General features: G+C 63.9%; 17 protein-coding genes. 8 read left to right on the forward strand and 9 right to left on the reverse strand.

Going from position 1 to position 23,498, the window contains the following annotated elements:
• Positions 1 to 51: 51 nt before the first annotated feature.
• The 8 genes from secF to sucC all read right to left on the reverse strand — a co-directional run bounded on the left by secF (position 52) and on the right by sucC (position 10,602).
• Positions 52 to 999, reverse strand: a complete 948-nt coding sequence (gene secF / locus ACI3EV_RS10755; RefSeq protein ID WP_337689990.1) for a protein translocase subunit SecF — start codon at positions 997 to 999, stop codon at positions 52 to 54.
• A 25-nt stretch (positions 1,000 to 1,024) separates the two neighbouring features.
• Entirely contained in the window at positions 1,025 to 2,899 is a 1,875-nt protein-coding gene (secD, locus tag ACI3EV_RS10760; RefSeq protein WP_337689988.1) for a protein translocase subunit SecD, read from the reverse strand.
• Positions 2,900 to 3,015: 116 nt separating this feature from the next.
• Positions 3,016 to 3,276, reverse strand: coding sequence for a preprotein translocase subunit YajC (yajC, locus tag ACI3EV_RS10765; RefSeq protein ID WP_329769809.1), 261 nt, complete (start codon positions 3,274 to 3,276; stop codon positions 3,016 to 3,018).
• Positions 3,277 to 3,486: 210 nt separating this feature from the next.
• On the reverse strand, positions 3,487 to 5,256 hold the full coding sequence (locus ACI3EV_RS10770) for a Wzy polymerase domain-containing protein (RefSeq protein WP_337689986.1): 1,770 nt from the start codon (positions 5,254 to 5,256) through the stop codon (positions 3,487 to 3,489).
• 57 nt (positions 5,257 to 5,313) lie between these two features.
• Positions 5,314 to 5,898: a prepilin-type N-terminal cleavage/methylation domain-containing protein gene (locus ACI3EV_RS10775; RefSeq protein WP_337689984.1), complete on the reverse strand. Its 585-nt coding sequence runs from the start codon at positions 5,896 to 5,898 to the stop codon at positions 5,314 to 5,316.
• 84 nt (positions 5,899 to 5,982) lie between these two features.
• Positions 5,983 to 8,283 (reverse strand): adenylate/guanylate cyclase domain-containing protein, encoded by a 2,301-nt coding sequence (locus tag ACI3EV_RS10780; RefSeq protein WP_337689982.1) that lies wholly within the window; start codon positions 8,281 to 8,283, stop codon positions 5,983 to 5,985.
• A gap of 226 nt (positions 8,284 to 8,509) precedes the next feature.
• Complete coding sequence (gene sucD, locus ACI3EV_RS10785) at positions 8,510 to 9,403, reverse strand: succinate--CoA ligase subunit alpha (protein WP_337689980.1); 894 nt, start codon at positions 9,401 to 9,403, stop codon at positions 8,510 to 8,512.
• Positions 9,404 to 9,435: 32 nt separating this feature from the next.
• Positions 9,436 to 10,602 (reverse strand): ADP-forming succinate--CoA ligase subunit beta, encoded by a 1,167-nt coding sequence (gene sucC, locus ACI3EV_RS10790; protein WP_329769536.1) that lies wholly within the window; start codon positions 10,600 to 10,602, stop codon positions 9,436 to 9,438.
• A gap of 167 nt (positions 10,603 to 10,769) precedes the next feature.
• Here sucC and argC point away from each other — a divergent pair, with 167 nt between their 5' ends.
• The 8 genes from argC (at position 10,770) to ahpF (ending at position 22,476) form a co-directional block, all read left to right on the forward strand.
• Positions 10,770 to 11,687, forward strand: a complete 918-nt coding sequence (argC, locus tag ACI3EV_RS10795) for an N-acetyl-gamma-glutamyl-phosphate reductase (protein WP_329769537.1) — start codon at positions 10,770 to 10,772, stop codon at positions 11,685 to 11,687.
• A 45-nt stretch (positions 11,688 to 11,732) separates the two neighbouring features.
• A complete protein-coding gene (gene trkA, locus ACI3EV_RS10800) occupies positions 11,733 to 13,193 on the forward strand; it encodes a Trk system potassium transporter TrkA (RefSeq protein ID WP_329769538.1) in 1,461 nt (486 codons plus the stop codon).
• A gap of 18 nt (positions 13,194 to 13,211) precedes the next feature.
• The gene (locus ACI3EV_RS10805; protein WP_329769539.1) at positions 13,212 to 14,678 is read left to right on the forward strand and encodes a potassium transporter TrkG; all 1,467 of its coding nucleotides are present in this window, start codon (positions 13,212 to 13,214) and stop codon (positions 14,676 to 14,678) included.
• A gap of 86 nt (positions 14,679 to 14,764) precedes the next feature.
• The gene (gene gshA / locus ACI3EV_RS10810) at positions 14,765 to 16,060 is read left to right on the forward strand and encodes a glutamate--cysteine ligase (RefSeq protein WP_329769540.1); all 1,296 of its coding nucleotides are present in this window, start codon (positions 14,765 to 14,767) and stop codon (positions 16,058 to 16,060) included.
• Between the two features lie 73 nt (positions 16,061 to 16,133).
• Positions 16,134 to 18,959, forward strand: coding sequence for a cation-translocating P-type ATPase (locus ACI3EV_RS10815; protein ID WP_337689974.1), 2,826 nt, complete (start codon positions 16,134 to 16,136; stop codon positions 18,957 to 18,959).
• Between the two features lie 78 nt (positions 18,960 to 19,037).
• Positions 19,038 to 19,877: a phosphodiesterase gene (locus ACI3EV_RS10820; RefSeq protein ID WP_337689973.1), complete on the forward strand. Its 840-nt coding sequence runs from the start codon at positions 19,038 to 19,040 to the stop codon at positions 19,875 to 19,877.
• Between the two features lie 276 nt (positions 19,878 to 20,153).
• A complete protein-coding gene (gene ahpC / locus ACI3EV_RS10825) occupies positions 20,154 to 20,717 on the forward strand; it encodes an alkyl hydroperoxide reductase subunit C (RefSeq protein WP_329769545.1) in 564 nt (187 codons plus the stop codon).
• 193 nt (positions 20,718 to 20,910) lie between these two features.
• A complete protein-coding gene (ahpF, locus tag ACI3EV_RS10830) occupies positions 20,911 to 22,476 on the forward strand; it encodes an alkyl hydroperoxide reductase subunit F (protein WP_337689967.1) in 1,566 nt (521 codons plus the stop codon).
• A 73-nt stretch (positions 22,477 to 22,549) separates the two neighbouring features.
• Here the strand turns inward: ahpF and ACI3EV_RS10835 are convergent, their stop codons facing one another.
• Positions 22,550 to 23,446, reverse strand: coding sequence for a hypothetical protein (locus tag ACI3EV_RS10835; protein WP_337689965.1), 897 nt, complete (start codon positions 23,444 to 23,446; stop codon positions 22,550 to 22,552).
• Positions 23,447 to 23,498: the final 52 nt, after the last annotated feature.

The following is a 23,498-nucleotide window of genomic DNA, read 5'->3' on the forward strand; positions in this document are numbered from 1 at the left end:
AGGCAACAAGGCCTGCTGTGCGCAGGCCTTGCTGTCTGTCAGGCCAGGTCGTCAGACCACGGCACCCGCGTTCGGATCGTCACGCGGATCCTTGCGCTGTGGCTTGACCAGGTCTTCGCGCTTGATGCCCAGCCACATGGCAATGGCAGCCGCCACGAACACCGAGGAGTAGATGCCGAACACGATACCGATGGTCAGCGCCAGCGAGAAGTAGTGCAGCGCCTGGCCACCGAAGATCAGCATCGCCAGCACCATGGTCTCGGTAGAACCGTGGGTGATCATGGTCCGGCTGATGGTGCTGGTGATCGCATGGTTGATCACCTCGACCGTGTTCATCTTGCGGTAGCGGCGGAAGGTTTCGCGGATACGGTCAAAAATGATCACCGACTCGTTCACCGAATAGCCCAGCACCGCCAGCACCGCCGCCAGCACAGAGAGTGAGAACTCCCACTGGAAGAAGGCAAAGAAGCCCAGGATGATGACGATGTCGTGCATGTTGGCGATCACCGCCGACACCGCGTACTTCCACTCGAAGCGGATCGCCAGGTAGATGATGATGCCGAGGATCACGAAACCGAGCGCCTTCAGGCCGTTGTGGAACAGTTCCTGCCCCACTTGCGGCCCGATGAACTCGACACGCCGCAGCGTCACGTCCGGGTTGGCGGTCTGCAGTGCCGCCAGTACCTGGTCACTCTGCTGGGCCGAAGTCACGCCTTCCACCAGCGGCAGGCGGATCATCACTTCCTGCGAAGAGCCGAAGTTCTGGATCAGCACGTCCTGGTAACCGAGGCCGGAAACCGTATCACGCACCTGCTCGATCTTGGCCGGCTGGCTGTAGGCCACCTCCATCACGGTACCGCCGGTGAATTCCACCGACAGGTGCAGGCCACGCGTGACCAGGAAGAACACGGCCAGGGCAAAGGTCGCGAACGAGATGATGTTGAAGATCAGCGCATACCGCATGAACGGTATGTCTTTCTTGATCCGGAAAAACTCCATGATGTTGTCCTTGTTCTGTGGCGGATCAGGCCTTGCCGGCCGCGTCGTCCGTGGGTTTCCAGACCGTGCCGATGGACACCGTCTTCAGCTTGCGCTGGCGGCCATACCAGAGGTTGACCAGACCGCGCGAGAAGAACACGGAGGAGAACATCGAGGTGGCGATACCCAGGCAGTGCACCACGGCAAAACCGCGGATCGGGCCGGAGCCCCAGGCCAGCAGCGCCAGACCGGCGATCAGCGAAGTCACGTTGGAGTCGATGATGGTGGCCCAGGCGCGGTCATAACCGGCATGGATGGCCGACTGCGGCGCGACCCCGGCACGCAATTCCTCGCGGATACGCTCGTTGATCAGCACGTTGGAGTCAATCGCCATGCCCAGCGTCAGCGCCATGGCCGCCATGCCTGGCAGCGTCAGCGTCGCCTGCAACATGGACAGCACGGCAATCAGCAGCAGCAGGTTGACCGTCAGCGCAATCGCCGAGAACACGCCGAACAGGTGGTAGTAGACGATCATGAACAGGGTCACTGCAGCGAAACCCCAGGCCACGCTCTTGAAACCCTTCTCGATGTTGTCGGCACCCAGGCTCGGACCGATGGTGCGCTCTTCCACGATTTCCATCGGCGCCGCCAGCGAGCCGGCACGCAGCAGCAGCGAGGTGTCGGCAGCTTCCTGCGTCGTCATGCGACCGCTGATCTGCACGCGGCCACCGCCGATTTCGGTACGGATCACCGGATCGGTCACGACTTCGCCCTTGCCCTTCTCGAATAGCAGGATGGCCATGCGCTTGCCGACGTTGTCACGCGTGATGTTGCGGAAAATCGTGCTGCCCTTGCTGTCCAGCGTCAGGTTGACGGTGGGTTCCTGGGTCTGGCTGTCGAAGCCCGGCTGCGCATCGGTCAGGTTCTCGCCGGTGAGCACCACCTGCTTCTTGACGATGACGGTACGGCCTTCGCGGTTGAGGAATTTCTCGCTGCCAAACGGCACCGGGCCACTGCCCATTTCGGCGGCACGGCCTTCGGTGCTTTCATCCACCATGCGCAGTTCCAGCGTGGCGGTACGGCCCAGGATTTCCTTGGCCTTGGCGGTGTCCTGCACGCCCGGCAGCTGCACCACCACGCGATCCAGGCCCTGCTGCTGGATCACTGGCTCGGCCACGCCCAGCTCGTTGATGCGGTTCTGCAGCGTCAGGATGTTCTGCTTGAGCGCCTGCTCCTGGAAGCGGGTCGCCTCGGCCGGCTTGTAGCGCGCCACCACGCGGTTGGCATCGCCCTGCTGCAGCTCGGCCTGCAGCTCCATCACGTTGTCCTGGATCGCGTTGCGCGCCTGCTCGGCAGTCGCGGCATCGGCAAAGATGGTCTCGATGGTGTCGCCATTGCGCACCACGTCGGTGTAGCGCAGCTCCTTGTCACGCATCAGCGTGCGGATGTCGCTGGCAAAGGAATCGAGGCGCTTGCTGAGCGCGGTCTGCATGTCGACCTGCAACATGAAGTGCACGCCACCACGCAGGTCCAGGCCCAGGTACATCGGCTTGGAGTGCAGCGCCGTCAGCCAGGCCGGCGAACGCGACACCAGGTTCAGCGCCACCACATAGGACGGATCGGCCGCATCCGGGTTGAGCGTGCGCTCGACCACATCACGCGCCTTCAGCTGCTGGTCCGGCGAACCGAAGCGCACCAGCAGGTGGTTGTTTTCGAGCGTGACGACATCGGGCGTGAGCTGTTCTGCCGCCAGGGCAGCCTGCACGCGCTCCTGCACGCCACTGTCCACCGTGACGGTGGAACGCATGGACGACACCTGCACCGCAGGCGCCTCGCCAAAGAAGTTGGGCAGCGTGTAGATCAGTCCGATCAGCACGGCCACCAGCATGACTAGGTATTTCCAGACCGGATAACGGTTCATGGCAGATTCTTTCCATCAAGCGGTTGCCGCTGGCAGCAGCGGCAACCAGTCGCCCCTGGTACGGCCGGGGCGTGGCCGAAGCCGGTGCAGGCAGACGCCTGCACCCGGGAAGCAGATTACTTCAGCGTACCCTTGGGCAGCACCTGCACCACGGCGCTGCGCTGCAGCTGGATCTCGACGCCATCGGCGATCTGCACGTTGATGTTGGTGTCGCGCACGCTGGTCACCTTGCCCAGGATGCCGCCGGCCGTCACGACCTCGTCGCCGGGAGCCAGCGCCTCGACCATGGACTTGTGCTCTTTCTGCTTCTTCATCTGGGGACGGATCATGATGAAGTACAGGACCGCGAACATCGCGATCATGGGCAGGAAGGACATCAGGGAAGAGGCGGTATCGGCACCGGCTGCAGCCTGTGCGTAAGCGTTGGAAATGAACACGGAAACTCCTGTTTTTAAGGGATGTATGGTTTGCCGGCAAACGCGTCTGATCAGACGAATCGCAGGCATGCAACCGACTATTGTAATTCCTTCGGCTTTTCCGATCGGGACAATCCTGTTACAAGGCAGTACAACCGGGCGGCAGCCTGTTTATCGCGACGCAGCCATCAGCGCGCGCTTCTCCTGCCAGGCATCATGCTGGCGTGGATAGACCTGCTGGAAATGCTGGCGCGCCTGTTCGGCTTCGGCATCGCGTCCGAGCAGCAGTTGCGCCTCGATGATGCGCTGCACCACACGCGCCTCCGGGCTGTAGTGCATCAGCATCTGGGCGCGCGCCAGCTCCACTTCGGCATTCTGCGCCGTCAGCGGCACCACGCTCAGCATGGCGAAGTTGACCGCGTTCTGGTACAACGGCGTACGCTGTGCCTGCTCCATGGTGTGCTCGCGGAACGGCCAGCTGCGCTCCTGCGGCTGGGTATACAGCTGCGTCACCCGGACAAAATCGAAGCTCGCATACGCCAGGCCCAGCAGCATGGCGATCGCCGCCAGCTGCTGCGCCAGCAGCCAGGAGCGTCCCTGCAGCGCGCTATCTGACCTGGCACGCAACGGGCGCTGGCTGGCCAGCAGCACGCCCAGCGCCAGGCCGCAGGCCAGCTGGAACGGCGTGTACCAGAGCGGGTATTCGAGCAGGCTGTGGATGGCGATCACCGCCAGCACGCCCCACATCAGCTGGCGCGTGGCAGAGCGCTCGGCCCAGGGGCGGCTCCACAGCACCCAGCCAGCCAGCAGCAGGCAGAACAGCGCCGCCACCGGCACGCCCAGTTCAATGGCCAAATGCAGCGGCAGGTTGTGCGCGTTGTCCAGCATGTCGCAGAAACGCGTATCGGCATAGTTGGCGTAGTAGTGGGCGATATCGAGCTGGCCCCAGCCCCAGCCGGTCCAGGGCCGCTGTGCGATCAGGTCCAGCACATTGCCCCACAGCACGGTGCGGCTGATGCACATGCGGCTGTCAGCGCCCTGCACGCGCACCATGATGTCCACGCCGCCCAGCCAGTGGGGCAGCACATAGCTGGACACCAGATAGGTCAGCGCCAGCGCCGCCAGCCACAGCATGACATTGCGACGACGGCCGATACGGCCCTGCTCCGGCATGCGCCAGGTCCACCACAGCATCAGCACCATGGTCAGCAGCATCTGCACCATGCCGGTGCGCGACAGCGTGAGCCCCATGCTGACCGCCAGCGGCAGCATCAGCAGCAGCGCTACCAGGCCCGCCGTGCGCGGCCGGATCTGCTCGCTCCGCCCCCAGAGACGCTGCAGCCGCCCACTGTACCAGAGGTACCACAACGCCCACAGTGCCATGTTCATCAGCGAGGCATACTGGTTGCGCTGGCGCAGATTGCCATAGACCTGACCCGCCGGCGCATGGTTGACCAGGCCGCCAAGCCAGGCCGTGAGCTGGAAATACTGCAGCAGGCCGATCAGCGCACTCAGCAGGCCGGCGATCAGCCAGCTCCAGGCGATCAGTGCCACGGCATGGCTGCCCGGCTGCTCAGGGTCCAGCACGTCCTGCTGCGCCAACCGTGCGCCGACCAGTGCCGCCGATCCGATCATCAGGCAGCCCAGCATCAGCAGCTGCCAGGAGACATCCAGCAGCACGCCCAGCACCGCACCGGTGAGCAGAAAGGCCGCCAGATACGCCGCCATGGCGCCTGCGCGCAAGGCCGGGAACAGCAGCAACAGAATGGCGATGCAGAACCAGCCGGTGATCAGCGGGATCGCCGGTGTCATGGCACCGCCCGCCACCGGATTCAGCCAGGGAATGCAGGCGCAGAGCAGGAACAGCCAGGCAACCAGCGAGCGCTGCCCGCCCGAAAAGCGCAGCAGCGGCTGGGAAACAGCAGGAGAAGGGGTTTGCATGATGGCAACAGGATGCGGCACAACCCGAGCATTATGCAACCACCGGCCTGCATCGTCTTAACGGCATTGTGACGGCAGCAGATCCTGGCGTACGCCCTGCGGTAGCACCGGCACCAGCGCCGCATCGGCCATCGTCAAGGCCGCCGTATTCGTTTCTGCCACACAGGCCCAGTCCAGCGCACCGCTGCTGCCGGCGGCCAGGGCTGCGGGCAATCCCTCGGCAGCGGCGGCATTGGCCGCGTTGCGCATCAGCGGTATCAGCTGCAGCTGGTTGTTGGTGCCGGTGCCGCTGGCATCACCACGGTAGACGATGGTAATGCTGCCGTTGCCCTCGCCGGGCTGGACGTTGGCGCAATCCGGGCTGCTGATGCAGATGCGCTCGACGAACTTGGAATTGGCCCCGGAACCACCGGCCTGGCGGTTCCAGGCATTGCTGACGCGATCCAGCTCGTCCTGCGAGGCGATGCCTTCGGTGGCGATCTGGTTGCGCGCCGCTTCGGCCAACTGCAAGCCTTCCATCACGCGGGTACGCACCAGATGCGACTGGTAGGACGTGACGGCAAACGTGGCGGCGATGCCGATCAGGGCAACCACCACCATCAGTTCGATCAGGGTAAAACCACGGGAAACACGTTGACGCATGACAGGCCTCTGGCAGGAAAAAGCGCCGACAGCCCGTCCGGGACTGCAGCATGGAAAGATGCTGCAGTATACAAAATTCAGGAATTAAATACTACCTTTGTATTCAAAATCTGAAAAACACTCCAAAGACACATCCATTTGATCTGTTTGCCACATGGCACCATCCCAACTCTCGGACGGGGGCTGCTCCAGGAAGATGTCCATGCGTTGACGGTGCACGCCATACAGGCGTCGCAGTTTCGGCGGAATCTGACCGCACGGAATGCGCAACAAGGCGGCTGCGCACTGCCAGTCCCGTCGCAGGTAGGCCATGGTGTAATCCTGCCAGACCTGCCATTCGGCCTCTGCCATGGCGTCATGCAGCGACAAGGCCTCCGGGCTGTACAGGTCTACCGGCTTCACGCGTCCGACCACGCGTACGCAGTCGACCCAGCGCCAGGCATACGCCGGGCATTGCGCCACCGTGTCCTGCCCGACCAGGATGCCCACGCCGTACCACTTGGCCAGCGATTCGAGTCGCGCTGCCAGGTTGACGGCGTCCCCGATCACGGTATAGCTGCGGCGCATGTCCGATCCCATGTCGCCGACACTCATGGAACCGCTGTTGATACCGATATTGACGGCAATCGGCAACTCGCCGCGCGCCTGCTGCCCGGCATTGAAGCTCTTCAGCATCACGCCGATATCGAGTGCGGTCTGCACGGCGTGCAAGGCGTGATGCTGATCCTGCACTGGCGCGCCCCAGAACACCATCACGCAATCGCCAATGTACTTGTCGATGGTGCCACCGTGTCTGGCAATCACCTCTGCCAGGGCGTTGAAGATGTTCTTGAGCATGCTTTGCAGCTCCTGCGGGTCCATGTCTTCGGACATGTTGGTGAAGTGCTGCAGGTCACAGAACATCACCGTCATGTCGCGCAGTTGCGCCTGCATGCTGTAGGCCTCCGGCTGGCGTGCCATGCGCTCCACCAGCTCGCTTTGTACGTAGTGGCCAAACAGGTGTACCAGCTGGCGCTTGGTGCGCTTTTCCAGGAAGAATCCGTAACTGGCATGTAGCAGGTAGGTCGCCAGCACGGTCAGCAGCACCGGTACCACCGGCAGGACCAGGCCCAGCCGCCAGAACATGTATTGGGTCAGCAGCATCCAGCCTGCCGCAGCACCTGCACTCCAGAGCAGCGAGCCCACCGCCCCCATGTTGTTGAGCACCAGGATCAGCACCAGTGTCGTCAGCAGCACGGCCGTGGTGTCATAGGCTTCACGATAGTCAGGTACGTGGAAAAATTCCCCGTCCAGCATCGCGGCCAGCGCGGTGGCATGCACTTCCACACCAGGGAACTGGCCGTTGACCGGGGTGGCGCGCAAGTCGCGCAAGCCCGGTGCCGTGGCACCCAGCAGCACGATCTTGCCCTTGAGTGTGGTTGGCGGGACCTTGCCGGCCAGCAGGTCAGAGGCACTGTAATACTGGAAGTGGCCGCCATGACGCCCGCCCGGACTCTTGAACGGAATCAGGAAGCTGCCATTGCGCGCCGTCGGCAACAGCAGCGTCGCGCCATCCTGCACCAGTTCCACCCCGGCCAGCGACGAATCCGGCAAGGAGGGATCGACCGGCCGCAGGTGCAACTGCTGCGGCTGCATCAGGGCCAGGAACATGGCCAGCGACAGTGAGGGATAGTAGCCAAAGCCTTCATCCGGATAACGCACGATCAACGGGATGCTGCGCAGCATGCCATCACTATCGGTATAGGAGTTGATATGCCCGCCACGCGGCGCCGCCTGCATCAGGAAGGCCAGGTTGCTGGCATAACCCGTCATGTCGGGCACCTCGCCAAAACGCTGCGATACCGGGTACGGCGCCTGCGTCAAGCGCAGTCCTTCTGGCAGCTGGCCGGAGCGCTGGGGCGGCTGCTCCTGGGTGTAGTAGTAACCCAGCACCGCGCGTTCGCCCTCGAGTGAGCGCGCCAGGATGGCATCGCGGTTCAGGCGCTGTTCCAGGCTGGACATCATCTCGCTGGAAAGCGCCCTCTCCTCCTGCCCGGTATCACGCAGCCATTCGCGCACGGCCTGCACGCCGTGATCGTCCTGCTGCGGCTCGGCAAACAGGATATCGACCCCGAGCAGGCCGACCTGCTGGCGATCAAACAGCTCATCCATCAGCAAGGCCACTTTCTCGCGGCTCCAGGGCCAGCGCCCGACCTGCTGCAGGCTGTACTCGTCCACATCGACGATCACGATGCGGCTGTCCAGTTTCGGTACTTCCTGCTGCTCCAGCAGGGCCCGGTCATAAATGTGCTGCTCCAGCCGCGTGACCGGCATGTAGCTGAGCATGCCGGTCGTGTGCGGCAGCAGCAGCAGCATGGGTAGCAGGCTGATCAGGACGCGCAACATGCCGCTCTTGCCAAGCAGCCAAACTGCAACGGCATGACGCCAGTGCAGCAGCCGATCAACAAAAGACTTCACTCTCATGGTAGTTACGCGCAGGAATAGTGCCAATTGTAACGATACAGCAGAATTGGCACAAAATAGGCGCAAAAAAACCACCTCCCTGCTCAGAGAGGTGGTTCAGCCATCCGGAAACTGGCTGGTGTAGGTCAGCCAGCTTCGTGGCCTGGATTTACAGCATGCCCTTCAGCAGCTTGGCCATCTCGGACGGGTTGCGCGTGATGGTGAAACCGCACTCTTCCATGATGGCGAGCTTGGCTTCGGCCGTATCGGCACCGCCGGAGATCAGCGCGCCAGCGTGGCCCATGCGCTTGCCGGGAGGCGCAGTCACGCCAGCGATGAAGCCGACGATCGGCTTCTTCATGTTTTCCTTGCACCAGTAGGCTGCTTCGGCCTCGTCCGGGCCACCGATCTCGCCGATCATGATCACGGCATCGGTGTCAGGGTCTTCATTGAACATGCGCATCACGTCGATGTGCTTCAGGCCGTTGATCGGGTCGCCACCGATACCGACAGCGCTGGACTGGCCAATGCCCAGTTCAGTCAGCTGTGCCACGGCTTCGTAGGTCAGCGTGCCGGAGCGGCTGACCACGCCCACGCGGCCCTTCTTGTGGATGTGGCCGGGCATGATGCCGATCTTGATTTCGTCAGGCGTGATGGTGCCCGGGCAGTTGGGGCCCAGCAGCAGGGTGCGCTTGCCACCAGCGGCTTCCTTGGCCTTCATCTTGTTGCGGACTTCCAGCATGTCGCGGATCGGGATGCCTTCGGTGATGCAGATGGCCAGGTCCAGGTCGGCTTCGCAGGCTTCCCAGATGGCAGCAGCAGCGCCTGCCGGCGGCACGTAGATCACGGAAACGGTTGCGCCAGTCTGCTTGGCAGCTTCGCTCACGTTGGCGTAGATCGGGATGCCTTCGAAATCTTCGCCGGCCTTCTTGGGGTTCACGCCGGCCACGAAGCAGTTCTGGCCGTTGGCGTAGTCGCGGCACATGCGGGTGTGGAACTGGCCAGTCTTGCCAGTAATACCCTGGGTGATGACCTTGGTGTCTTTGTTGATCAGGATGCTCATGAATGGGGCTCCAGAATGGGTTTCAGGAAGGCTCAGGCCTTGTTGACTTCAGCCACGACCTTCTCGGCGGCTTCGGCCATGGTGTTGGCAGTGATGATCGGCAGACCGGATTCGGCCAGGATCTTCTTGCCGGCGTCTTCGTTGGTGCCCTTCATGCGCACGACCAGCGGCACGGACAGGCCGACCGCCTTGGAAGCAGCCACCACGCCTTCGGCGATGGTGTCGCACTTCATGATGCCGCCGAAGATGTTGACCAGGATGGCCTTCACGTTCTTGTTCTTCAGCATGATCTTGAAGGCTTCGGTCACCTTCTCGGTGGTGGCACCGCCGCCCACGTCCAGGAAGTTGGCCGGCTCGCCGCCGTACAGCTTGATGGTGTCCATGGTGGACATGGCCAGGCCGGCACCGTTCACCAGGCAGCCGATGTTGCCGTCCAGGCTGATGTACGCCAGGTCGAACTTGGAAGCCTCGACTTCAGCCGGGTCTTCTTCGTCCAGGTCGCGGTAGGCGACGATTTCCGGGTGACGGAACAGGGCGTTGCTGTCGAAGTTGAACTTGGCGTCCAGGGCGATGATGTTGCCATTGCCGTCACGGTTCAGCGGGTTGATCTCGACCAGGGAAGCATCGGTGTCCATGTAGCACTTGTACAGCTTCTGGCAGACGTCGATGAACTGCGCCTTGGAGTCGGCCGGCATGCCCACGCCCTGGGCCAGTTCTTCACCCTGCTCGGCGGTCAGGCCAATGGCGGGGTCGATGAAGATCTTGATGATCTTCTCGGGGTTGCTGTGTGCCACTTCCTCGATGTCCATGCCGCCTTCGCTGGAGGCAATAAAGGCCACCTTCTGGGTACCACGGTCGGTCACCACGGACAGGTAGTATTCCTTCTGGATGTCGGCGCCTTCCTCGATGTACAGGCGACGCACCTTCTGGCCTTCGGGGCCGGTCTGGTGGGTCTTGAGCTGCATGCCCAGGATGTCACCAGCCAGTTTCTGCACGTCCTCGATGGACTTGGCCACCTTCACGCCACCGCCCTTGCCGCGGCCACCAGCGTGAATCTGGGCCTTGACCACCCACACGGGGCCACCCAGCTTCTGGGCTGCTTCAACAGCCTCCTGCACGGTAAAGGCAGGAATGCCACGCGGGACCGGCACTCCGAACTGGCGCAAGATTTCCTTGCCTTGATATTCATGAATTTTCATGCGATGTCTCTCTTGGTAGGGAAAGGATGCCCGCTTCTGGCCGGCAGGCTGCAGATCGGACCCAGGAAAAAAAGTATTCCACCCATAAATGTATCACGGTGTTGCCATGCAAAAATTGCTACGATCAGGGCTTTGCAACAATTTCCCGTCATCCAGGAGCATCCAGCATGAGCGCCCATACCGTTTTCATTGATGGCGAAGCCGGCACCACCGGCCTGCAGATCCGCGATCGCCTGGCCGGCATGGCCCACATCGAGGTCGTCAGCATCGATCCGGCCCTGCGCAAGGACCCGGTGGCCAAGCAGCAGCTGATGGCTGGCGTGGATGTGGTCATCCTGTGCCTGCACGACGATGCCGCGCGCGAATCGGTGGCGCTGATCGACGCCCTGCCCGGCCGCAAGCCGCGCATCATCGATGCCTCTACCGCGCACCGCGTGGCACCGGGCTGGGTCTACGGCTTTCCGGAGCTGTCGCCCGAGCACGCCGCGGCCGTGCGCAAGGCCGAGCGCGTGGCCAACCCGGGCTGCTACGCCACCGGCGCGATCGCGCTGCTGCGCCCGCTGGTGGAAGCCGGCGTGCTGCCGCCCGACTACCCCACGGCCCTGCCGTCGGTCAGCGGCTACAGCGGCGGTGGCCGCCAGATGATCGAGGAATACGAAGGCGGCACGGCACCGGCCTACGAGCTGTATGGCCTGGGCCTGTCGCACAAGCACCTGCCGGAAATCATGGCCTACAGCGGCCTGGAGCGCAAACCGATTTTCGTGCCCAGCGTCGGCAATTTCGACCAGGGCATGCTGGTGCAACTGCCGCTGCACCTGGACCTGCTCAACGGCGAGCAGACGGTCGAGCACCTGCACGCCATCTACCGCGCCTATTACGAGGGCTGCCAGTACGTGACGGCACCGGATCGCACCGAGAACAACAAGCTCGACGCGGTGGCGCTGAAGGACACCAACCAGCTCGAAATCCGCGTTTATGGCAACGACGGCCAGCAACAGGCGGTAGCCGTGGCGCGCCTGGACAACCTGGGCAAGGGCGCCAGCGGCGCTGCCGTGCAGAACCTGGAACTGATGCTGGGGCTGTAAGCCGTCCGGCAGCCGCCGGCTGCCGCGTCCCCTGGGGCATTCATCATGAAAATCATCATTCTCGGCGCCGGTCGTGTCGGCGAAAGTGTCGCCGAGCAGCTGGTCTCGGAGCAGAACGAGATCACCATCATCGACAACAATGCCGAGATGCTGTCACGCCTGCAGGAACGCTTTGACCTGCGCGGCATCGTCGGTAACGGCGTGGAGCCGGCGATCCTGGCCGAGGCGGGTGCCGCCGATGCCGACGTGCTGCTGGCCTGCACCACGGTGGATGCGCTGAACCTGACCGCCTGCAAGGTGGCGCACCAGAGCTTCAACACGCCCTACCGCATTGCGCGCCTGCGCGCCGCTGGCTGGGATGCCTTCAAGGACCTGCTCGACGAGGACGGTTTTGCCGTCAACCAGGTGATCTGCCCGGAAGCCTCGATCACGCAGTACGTGACCAAGCTGGTGGAGTACCCGGAGGCGCTGCAGGTGCGCGAATTTGCCCAGGGGCTGGCGGCGCTGATCTCGGTGCGCGTGGATTACAAGGCACCGATGCACGGCTCGGCACTGCGCGAACTGGACGTGCTGCTGCCCGAGGCGCGCGCCCATGTGGCCGCGGTCTACCGGCGCTTTGCCAACGAGCCTGACCGCTTCGTGCCAACCAACCCCGATACCGTCATCCTGGCCGGTGACGAGGTGTTCATCCTGGTGGCCATGGAAGATATCCGCCCGGTGCTGCGCCTGTTCCACCAGGCGCTGCCGCCGGTGCGCAGCATGATGATTGCCGGTGGCGGCAATATCGGCCTGCAGCTGGCGCGCACGCTGCAGGACCACATCCAGCTCAAGATCGTCGATACCAACCTGGCGCGCTGCGAGCACCTGTCCACCACGCTGGACAGTTCGGTGCTGGTGCTGCAGGGTGACGTGACCGACGAAGACCTGCTGATGGACGAGAACGTCAGCGAGGTGGATTTCTTCTGCGCGCTGACCAACGACGACGAGAACAACATCATGGCCGGCCTGCTGGCCAAGCAGCTCGGCGTGACGCGCGTGCTGTCCCTGGTGAACCGGCGCAGCTATGCCGACCTGGTGCATGGCACCCAGATCGACATCGCCTTGTCGCCGGCGCAGGCCATGATGGGCGAGCTGCTGGCGCATATCCGCCAGGGTGATGTGCATCAGGTGCACAGCGTGCGCCGCGGCAATGCCGAAGCGATCGAGATTGCCGTGCATGGCAACTCGCGCAGCTCGCACGTGGTCGGTCGTACCGTCGGCAGCCTGCGCATGCCACCCGATACCCATATCGGCCTGATCGTGCGCGGCCTGCCGGACCTGGAAGGCCTGCACCCGGAAGACCGAATCGAGGGCGAGGCAGAGCGGCCGCCAACCCAGCCCGAGGTACTGGCGGCGCGTGATGACACCGAGATCCAGCCCGGCGACCACCTGATCATCTTCGTGCCGCACCGCCGCACCATCCGCGCCGTGGAAAAGCTGTTCCGCGCCCGCCCGACCCTGCTCTGAACCACCACCATGCCGACCGTGCGCCACCTGCTTCCGATCCTGCGCCTGCTCGGCATGCTGATGCTGTACATGAGTGCCAGCATGCTGCTGCCGGTACTGGTGGCGCTGGTGATGCACGACGGCATGGAATGGGTCTACCTGAAAAGCGCTGCGCTGACGGCCAGCATCGGCGCCCTGCTCTGGTTTGGCGCGCGCAAGGCCAGCAACGAGCTGCAGCCGCGTGACGGCGTGCTGCTGGTGGTGCTGACCTGGAGCGTGCTGCCGCTCGTCGCCACGATTCCGTTGCTGATCGGCATGCACGAGATCGGCCGGCCGATCAGCCTGACCCACGCCTATTACGAGGCCACCTCGGGCCTGACCACCACGGGTGGCACGGTGTTGACGAACCTGGACACGCTGCCGGTATCGCTCAATTTCTGGCGCTGCTTCCTGCAATGGCAGGGCGGCATGGGAATTCTAGTGCTGGTGGTGGCGGTGCTGCCACTGCTGGGCATGGGGGGCAGCCAGCTGTTCCGCGCCGAAATGGCCGGCCCGATGAAGGAAACCAAGCTGACGCCGCGCATTGCCGATACCGCTGCCGGCCTGTGGATGATTTACGCCATCCTGTCACTGCTCTGCTATATCGGCTACTGGATGGCCGGCATGCCGCCGATCGACGCCATCATGCACACCTTCAGCACCGTCAGCCTGGGCGGCACCTCCAGCCACGATGCCAGCTTTGCCCACTACAACTCGGTGGCGGTAGAGGCCGTGGCGATGGTGATCATGCTGCTGGCAGCCTGCAACTTTGCGCTGTACTTCAGCGCCCTGCGCCGCAACGATGCGCGCATCCTTTGGCGCAACCCGGAGCTGCGCATGACGCTGATCTGCCTGGTCGGTGGCGGCCTGCTGGTGTCACTGGTGATCTGGGGCACGCAGGACTACACGTTTGGCAAGGCACTGCGCCTGGGCATGTTCCACACCATCTCGATCGGCACCACCACCGGCTACTCGACCTGGAACTACGAGGCCTGGGTGCCATTTACCTCGGTCTTCATGCTGCTGCTGTCCAGTTTTGCCACCAGTGCCGGCTCTACCGGTGGCGGCATCAAGACACTGCGCTGCATGGTGCTGTTCCAGACCGCGCGCCACGAGCTCAACCGCATCGTGCACCCGCGCGCGGTGCAGACGCCGCGCATCGGCCAGACGCGCATTCCCGATACCATCATCCGTGCCGTGGTGGCCTACATGGTGCTCTACGTCAGTACGGTGCTGATCATGACGCTGCTGATGCTGGCCAGCGGCCTGGATCTGGTATCGGCCTTTGCCGCCACGCTGGCGAGCGTCAACTGTACCGGCCTGGGGCTGGGCCAGGTCGGCCCGACCTCCAACTACGCCGCCCTGAACGATTTCCAGGTCTGGCTGTGCAGCATCGGCATGATTCTCGGCCGCCTGGAACTGCTGAGTTTCTTTGTGTTGCTGATGCCTTCGTACTGGCGGCGTTGAGGGTGTATGCTTTATGATGCCTGCTGGTCGGGCATGGGCTTGCAGCTGGTGCAGGCCGCTTCCGCTTTTCCTCCTACAGGTCCTGCATGGTTCCCCATCTTGTCACCGCCCTGAGCGGTCCCATCAACGAACTTGAGCAGCGCATCATCGATTCGATGCCTGCCACAGAGCGCTGGTTCCGGCTCGAGTGGATGGAGCACACGCCTCCGTTCTACACTTCGGTGGATATCCGCAATGCCGGCTTCAAGCTGGCACCCGTCGACACCAACCTGTTCCCCGGCAGCTGGAATCACCTGAGCGAAGACATGCTGCCGCTGGCGGTGCAGTCGGCCATGGCCGCGATCGAGAAAATCTGCCCGGAAGCACGCAACCTGCTGCTGGTGCCGGACAAGCGCCTGCACAACAGCTTCTACCTGACCAACCTGGCGCAGCTGACGCGCATCTTCCGCATGGCCGGCCTGCATGTGCGCATCGGTTCGATCGATGCTGACCTGACAGAACCGCTGACGCTGCAACTGCCGATGGGCGACAGCCTGGTGATCGAGCCCGCCATCCGCACCGAGCGCCGCCTCGGCCTGAAGGATTTCGACCCCTGCACCATCCTGCTCAACAATGACCTGAGCCTGGGCACGCCGGGCATCCTGGAAGACCTGCACGAGCAGTACCTGCTGCCGCCGCTGCACGCCGGCTGGAGCATCCGCCGCAAGAGCCGCCACTTTGCCTGCTACGAGGAAGTCGTCAAGCGCTTCAGCAAGCTGCTCGGCATTGACCCCTGGCTGATCAACCCGCTGCACGCCACCTGTGACGATGTCGATTTCAGCGGCCAGGGCAAGATGGACGTGCTGCGCGCCACCACCGAATCGGTACTGGGCAAGGTGCGCCGCAAGTACAAGGAATACGGCATCAACGAGCGGCCCTTCGTGGTGATCAAGTCCGACAACGGCACCGAAGGCATGGGCATCATGACGATCCGTGACGGCAAGGAACTGGACGACCTGCCGCCGCGCGTGCTGCAGCGCATGCAGGCCGGCAAGAACGGCCAGCAGGTGCGCAGCGTGATCGTGCAGGAAGGCGTGCTGACCAACGAGCGCATCAATGACGCCGTGGCCGAGCCGGTGGTCTACACCATGGACCGCTATGTGGTGGGTGGTTTCTACCGCGTGCACGCCGACATGGGTGAAGACGAGAACCTGAATGCGCCGGGCGCGCATTTCGTGCCGCTGGCCTTCCACAACAGCGCGCACCTGCCCGAGCCGGGCCGCCAGCCGGGTGCCAGCGCGCCCAACCGCTTCTACATGTACGGCGTGATCGCGCGCCTGGGCATGCTGGCCGCCAGCTACGAACTGGAAGCCACCGACCCGCTGGCCGAAGACCTGGTCTGAGCGCCGGCGCACTGGCGCGGCATCCTGCTGCAATGCACAATGGGGACAGCCACCATCTGCCCCAGGAGTCGCCATGCCCGCCAGTGAGCCCACGCACCAGCCAGATCCCAGCCTGCAGGCCGAATCACGGCTGCTGACGCAATGGCAGAGCGACCCTGAGCGCGGACTGGACAGCGCGCAGGTGGCTGAACGGCTGCAGCAGCATGGCCCGAACCTTCTCGACAGCAAGCCGCCAGTACCCGGCTGGCGCCGCTTCCTGCGCCAGTTCCAGGATCCGCTGATCTACCTGCTGCTGGCCGCCATTGCCATCACGATCGTGGTCTGGGCACTGGAAGATTTTGCCGGCTGGCCGGTGGATGCCATCGTCATCACCGCCGTGGTGCTGCTGAATGCCCTGCTCGGCTTCCTGCAGGAAAGCAAGGCCGAAAACGCGGCCGCTGCGCTGGCGCGCATGACCGAGATCATGGTCACGGTACAGCGCGACGGCCATCCGCAGCGCATCCCCAGCAGCTCACTAGTGCCGGGCGACATCCTGCTACTGGCCGAAGGCGATGCCGTGGGCGCCGATGCGCGCCTGCTGCAGGCGCACACGCTGCGCGTACAGGAGGCCTCGCTCACCGGCGAAAGCGAGGCGGTGCTGAAGCAGGCGATCACGCTGGCGGAACCGGTGGCGCTGGGCGATCGCATCAATATGGTATTCAAGGGCACGGCGGTGGCGGGCGGCAGCGGCCTGGCACTGGTCACGGCCACCGGCATGCGCACCGAAATGGGCCATATCGCCCACCTGCTCAGCAGCACTCAGGAGGAGGAAACGCCGCTGCAGAAGGAAGTGGCCCGGCTCGGCCGCATGCTGGGCATGGTCGTGATCGCGGTGGCGCTGCTCGTGATTGCCACGCTGTTGTTGCTCGGTGATGTGCACACGCTGCAGGGGCTGATGACAGTGCTGCTGTTTGGCGTATCACTCGCCGTGGCGGCGGTGCCGGAAGGCTTGCCCGCCGTGCTGTCAGTGGTGCTGGCGGTGGGCGTGCAGCGCCTGTCGGCCGACAAGGCCATCGTCAAGAAGCTGTCCTCGGTCGAGACGCTTGGTTCCGCCTCGGTCATCTGCAGCGACAAGACCGGCACGCTGACCCGGTCCGAGATGACGATCGAACGCATTGCCAGCGCCTCGGGTATCAGCACGGTGAGCGGCACCGGCTATGCGCCGCAGGGCGAGATCACGCACCAGGGACAGGCGCTGCACACGCAGCCAGCGCTGTGCCATGAGCAGCAATGGGTGCTGTGCGGCGGCAGCCTGGCCAGCAATGCGGCGCTGGAGCAGGATGAAGACGGCCACTGGCGCATTCTCGGCGATCCGACCGAAGGCGCGTTCCTGGTGGCGGCCGCCAAGCTGTGCGACAACGCACTGGACATGCAGGGCTTCGAGCGCCTGGCCGAACTGCCTTTCGATTCCGATCGCAAGCTGATGTCGGTGGTGCTGCGCGAGCAGGCCAGCGGCCGGCTGCTGTTGCTGACCAAGGGCGCACCTGACGTGCTGCTGCAGCGCAGCGCCCGCGTGCAACTCGGCGATGCAGAGATCGCCCTGGACGAGACGCATCGCCAGCGCTTCCAGTCCGAAGTCGATGCCATGTCCGATGCCGCCCTGCGCACGCTGGCGGTGGCCTGGCGCACGCTGACGCCGGAGCAGGCGCAGCAACCCGACCTGGCGCTGGAGCAGCAGCTGACGCTGGCCGGCGTGGTCGGTATCATCGATCCGCCACGGCCCGAAGCACGCCAGGCGATCCGGCAGGCGCACCAGGCCGGCATCCGCGTCATCATGATTACCGGCGACCACCCGCGCACCGCCTTGCGCATTGCCGTCGACCTGGGCATCGTGCCGGCTGATGCGCGCGTCCTTACCGGGCCGGAGCTGGACGAGTTGCTGGCACAGGGCGAGGCCGCTTTTGCCGCCGCCGTGCGCGAGGTGTCGGTCTATGCCCGCGTGGCTCCGACGCACAAGCTGCGCATTGTCGATGCGCTGCAGGACGATGGGCATATCGTTGCCATGACCGGTGACGGCGTCAACGATGCGCCGGCGCTCAAGAGTGCCGATATCGGTGTCGCCATGGGCATTACCGGCACCGAGGTGACCAAGGAAGCGGCGCGCATGATCCTGGCCGACGACAACTTTGCCACCATCGTCAAGGCGGTGCACATCGGGCGCGGCATTTTCGGCAATATCCGAGAATTCCTGCGCTACCTGCTCTCGTCCAACATGGGCGAGGTGCTGACGGTGTTCCTGGGCGTGCTGGGTGCCGGCGTGATCGGCCTGAATGCAGGCCCCGAAGCGGCCGCCGGCGCGCTGGTGCTGCCGCTGCTGGCCACGCAAATCCTCTGGATCAACCTGATCACCGATTCCGCCCCGGCGCTGGCACTGGGCATGGACGCCCCGGACGACGACGTGATGGAACGCCCGCCACGCCAGGCCAGCGAGCGCGTGGTGGATGGCCGCATGTGGCGCCAGGTGACGCTCAGCGGCCTGGTGATGGCGCTGTCCACGCTGCTGACCATGGACCTGTTCCTGCCCGGCGGCCTGCTGCCCAACCTGCTGGGCAGCGACACGCATGACCTGACGCTGGCACGCACCGCCGGTTTTACCGTGCTGGTCATGGCCCAGCTGTTCAACTGCCTGAACATGCGCTCCGACCATTTCAGCGCCTTCCATGGCCTGTGGCGCAATGGCTGGCTGTGGGCGGCACTGGCGCTGTCGTTCGTATTGCAGGTGGCCGTGGTCGAGCTGTCCTGGCTGAACCTGAGCTTTGGCACCACGCCAATGAGTCTGCCGCAATGGCTGGCTTGCATCGGCATGGGCAGCCTGGTGCTCTGGTACGGCGAAATCGAGAAATTTATTGCCAAGATGTAACATAGTTCACAGTCTTGCTGGATTTCTGCAGCTAAGCTTAAAAAAGCTGTCACCCCAAAACTGTTTCGACTATCCGGCATGTCCACACTGTTGCTTCAACTGACCGATCTGCACATCTTGGCTTCTGGTGAACTGGCTTATGGCCAGATCGATACGGCGGGTCTGCTGCGCCAGACCATCCAGGCCATCCAGGCGCTGGAGCGCCGTCCGGATGTCGCCGTGGTGACAGGTGACCTGGTGGACAACGGCAGCGCGGCAGCCTACGCCCACCTGCGCGAACTGCTGGCCCCCCTCGACATGCCGCTGTACATGCTGCCCGGCAACCACGATGACCGCCTGCAACTGCATCGCGCGTTCCCGGAGGGCGCACCGCTGAATGCCGATGGCTTTGTGCAGTACAGCGTCGACTTGGGCACCGTGCAGCTGATCGTGCTGGATACGCTGGTGCCCTACGCCAGCCACGGCGCCTTGTGCGCCCAACGCCTGTCCTGGCTGTCTTCGGCACTGGACGCCTGCCGCGACCGGCCGGTCGTGGTCGCCATGCACCACCCGCCCTTCATCACCGGCATCGACCACATGGACAAGATCGGCCTGCTGGAGGGCGCAGCCGAACTCGATGCGCTGCTGCGCCGTCATCCGCAGGTACAACGCCTGCTGTGCGGCCACATGCACCGCTCCATCCAGTGCCTGTTTGGCGGCACGCTGGCCAGCACCCTGTCCTCGACCGCACATCAGGTGGCCATGGGCCTGTCGCCCGATGCCGAGCCGCAATGGACCCTGGAGCCGCCCGGCTTCGGCCTGCACATGATCAATGCACTGGGCCAGATCGTGAGCCATCAGGGGACCAGCGCCCCCTATGCCGGCCCCTTCCCGTTCGCCAGCGAGCCACCCGCCATCCTGCTGCAGGCTACGGCTTGAAACACCTGACGACTTGAAGCTTTTCGCTGGTCTGCAACAATGGAGACAGCACTTGTCCAGTGCTGCCTGACAGGCTGGACAAGCGCCAATAGTCCCAGACTATGCATTGATTAGATTTATACAAAACACAAGTCGATAGCAATCGACTATCATTCAATGGTGTTCAGTAGATGGTCTGACTTTGCTGTCACAGGGGCTTCAAGGGCGCCTGCTACAACAGCTGCGGGCCATCCCGATCCCGACCGTTTTTTCACCCCAACTCACCAGGAGATATCCATGTCACTGATCAACACCGAAGTGCTGCCTTTCACCGCCGATGCATTCAAGAATGGCGAGTTCATCAAGGTTTCCGACGCCGACCTGAAAGGCAAGTGGTCTGTCGTGATGTTCTACCCCGCTGACTTCACCTTCGTGTGCCCGACCGAGCTGGAAGACCTGGCCGACAACTACGAAGCATTCCAGGCCCTGAACTGCGAAGTCTACGCCGTGTCCACCGACACCCACTTCAGCCACAAGGCCTGGCACGACACCTCCGACGCCATCGGCAAGATCAAGTACACCATGATCGGTGACCCGACTGGCCGCATCACCCGCAACTTCGGCGTGATGATCGAGGAAGCTGGCCTGGCTGACCGCGGCACCTTCGTGATCGACCCGGAAGGCAAGATCCAGATCGTGGAAATCCACGCTGGTGGCATCGGCCGTGACGCTTCCGAGCTGCTGCGCAAGGTGAAGGCTGCCAAGTACGTGGCCGAGCACCCGGGCGAAGTCTGCCCCGCCAAGTGGCAGGAAGGCGCCGAGACGCTGAAGCCCTCCCTGGACCTGGTCGGCAAGATCTAAGTCCACGCCTTGACCGGATGGCCGCCAGGCCATCCCGACAACGCCGAGCCAGACGGCGACGCAGCTTTCGCCGCTGCGCCGTCTGGCTTTTTTTACCCGCAAGAAACCTGAACGTGCTGCTTTGAATGATGTTTGCCATCCGCAGCCATGATTGAAGACAGCATTTTTTGAGTGAACAGGAAAGGAGATCCCCATGCTTGACCAGCAACTCGCCGCCCAACTGAAAGCCTATCTGGAACGTGTCACCCAGCCGTTCGAGCTGGTGGCCTCGCTGGACGAGGGCAAATCCTCCGCCGAACTGCGCAGCCTGCTCGAACAGATCGCCGGCATGAGCGACAAGATCACGCTGCGCACCGACGGTGACGATGCCCGCAAGCCGTCCTTCACGCTGCAGCGCAACGGCAGCACGACCCAGCTGCGCTTTGCCGCGATCCCGCTGGGTCACGAGTTCACCTCGCTGGTGCTGGCCCTGCTGTGGACCGGCGGCCATCCGCCCAAGGAAAGCGCAGAGACGCTGCAGGCCATCCGCAACCTGCCGGGCGAGTACAACTTCGAGGTCTACATGAGCCTCTCCTGCCACAGCTGCCCGGATACGGTGCAAGCGCTGTCGCTGATGGCCATCGAGAATCCGAACATCAAGGTCACCATCATCGACGGTGCGCTCTACCAGAAGGAAGTGGAAGAGCGCCAGATCATGGGTGTGCCGACGGTCCACCTGAATGGCGAGATGTTTGCCAACGGCCGCATGAGCGTGGACGAACTGCTGGCCAAGCTGGATACCGGCGCGGCTGCCCGCGATGCCGAAAAGCTCAACCAGAAGGCCCCGTTCGATGTGCTGGTGGTGGGTGCCGGCCCGGCTGGTGCTGCTGCCGCCATTTATTCTGCTCGCAAGGGCATCCGCACCGGCCTGCTGGCCGAGCGCTTTGGCGGCCAGATGATGGATACGCTGAGCATCGAAAACTTCATTTCCGTGAAGGAAACCGAAGGCCCGCGCCTGAGCGCCGCCCTGGAAGAGCACGTGCGCCACTACGATGTGGACGTGATGCCGCTGCAGCGCGCGGCCGCCATCAAGCCGGCCGAGCAGGCCGGCGGCCTGATCGAAGTGACGCTGGAAAACGGTGCCGTACTGAAGTCCCGCTCCGTGATCCTGGCGACCGGCGCCCGCTGGCGCGAGATGAATATCCCGGGCGAGACCGAGCACAAGACCAAGGGCGTGGCATTCTGCCCGCACTGTGACGGCCCGCTGTTCAAGGGCAAGAAGGTCGCCGTGGTGGGCGGCGGCAACTCCGGCGTGGAAGCCGCCATCGACCTGGCCGGCATCGTCGAGCACGTGACCCTGCTCGAGTTCATGCCCGAGATGAAGGCCGACGCCGTGCTGCAGGACAAGCTGCGCAGCCTGAAGAACGTGGACATCCTGACCAACGTGCAGACGACCGAGGTGATCGGCGATGGCACCAAGGTCGCCGGCCTGCGCTACAAGGACCGTGCGTCCGGCGAGGAGCACCAGCTGGATCCGGCCGGCATCTTCGTGCAGATCGGCCTGCTGCCCAACACCGACTTCGTCAAGGGCACGGTCGAACTGAGCAAGTTCGGCGAGATCGTGGTCGATGCCCGTGGCGCAACCAACATCCCGGGCGTGTTTGCTGCTGGCGACTGCACCACGGTGCCGTACAAGCAGATCATCATCTCCATGGGTGAAGGTGCCAAGGCCTCGCTGTCGGCCTTCGACTACCTGATCCGCAACAGCAGCCAGGACTGATTCCCCAGTCTGCGCTGACATGGCAAAGGCCTGCCGGGTTGCCCTGGCAGGCCTTTGTCGTATCCGGCAAGGATCAGCGCGCGTTGATGCGGTCGCGAATCGGACTGCCGCTGCCCATGCCGGACGGGCGCATGCGCTGCATGCCCTCGGCGCGTGGTGCACGTGGTGCCCGTTGCACGCCTTCTGGGCGCTGTCCGCGCATGCCATCGGGACGCTGGGCACGCGGCCCTTCCGGACGCATGCCGGCCGGGCGTTGCGGTCGCGTGCCATCCGGCAGCACCCGCTGCGGACGATCCGGGCGCACGCCATCGGGCCGGTTGCGCGGACGCTCGCCGCGTTGCCAGCCATCGGGTCGATCCGGACGGTCAGCGCGGTTCGGACGATCCGGGCGGTTCGGACGTGTACCGTCGCCGATCACCGGACGATCCGGACGCGTGCCGGGTCGCACGCCATCCGGACGGTCCGGTCGCACCACGGGACGGCTGCCAATCGGACGGCGACCATCGCGATCGAAACGGTCGTAGCGGTCATCCCGGTCGTAGCGATAACGCGGTGCCTGATGGCGGTACAAGCCGCTGCCCCGGTTCCAGTAGCCGTTCTGCCAGAGATAGCCGCGCGGCGTATGGCGCCAGTAGCCGGAAGTCCAGCCGTAGTAGCCGGCCGGCGGCCGCACCCAGGAGCCGGCACGCCAGTAGTAGCTGCTGCCGCCCCAGAGCCAGACGCCCGGCATCCAGACCACGTTGACGGATGGGCGCACCGTGATTGTCTCCTGCAGCGGTGCCGGAGGCTGTTGCAGCACATAGCCCTGCTCGCCTTCGGCATATTCCAGCACCTGACCGTCTGCCGTATGCAATACGCGCGGGCTGGAAGTGTGCACGGCACAGCCGGTCAGCAGCAGGCCGCCGGCCACGCCCAGGCCAAGCAGCAGGCGCTGGTGCCAGCGCGAAGGGGAAGAATGATCGGTTGCCATGACGAACTCCTGTTGCAAGCGCCCTCCTGGAGTTCCCCCCATTTGACGGACA

The organism is Allobrachymonas wangyanguii (assembly GCF_045055315.1).
GTDB lineage: Bacteria > Pseudomonadota > Gammaproteobacteria > Burkholderiales > Burkholderiaceae_C > Brachymonas > Brachymonas wangyanguii.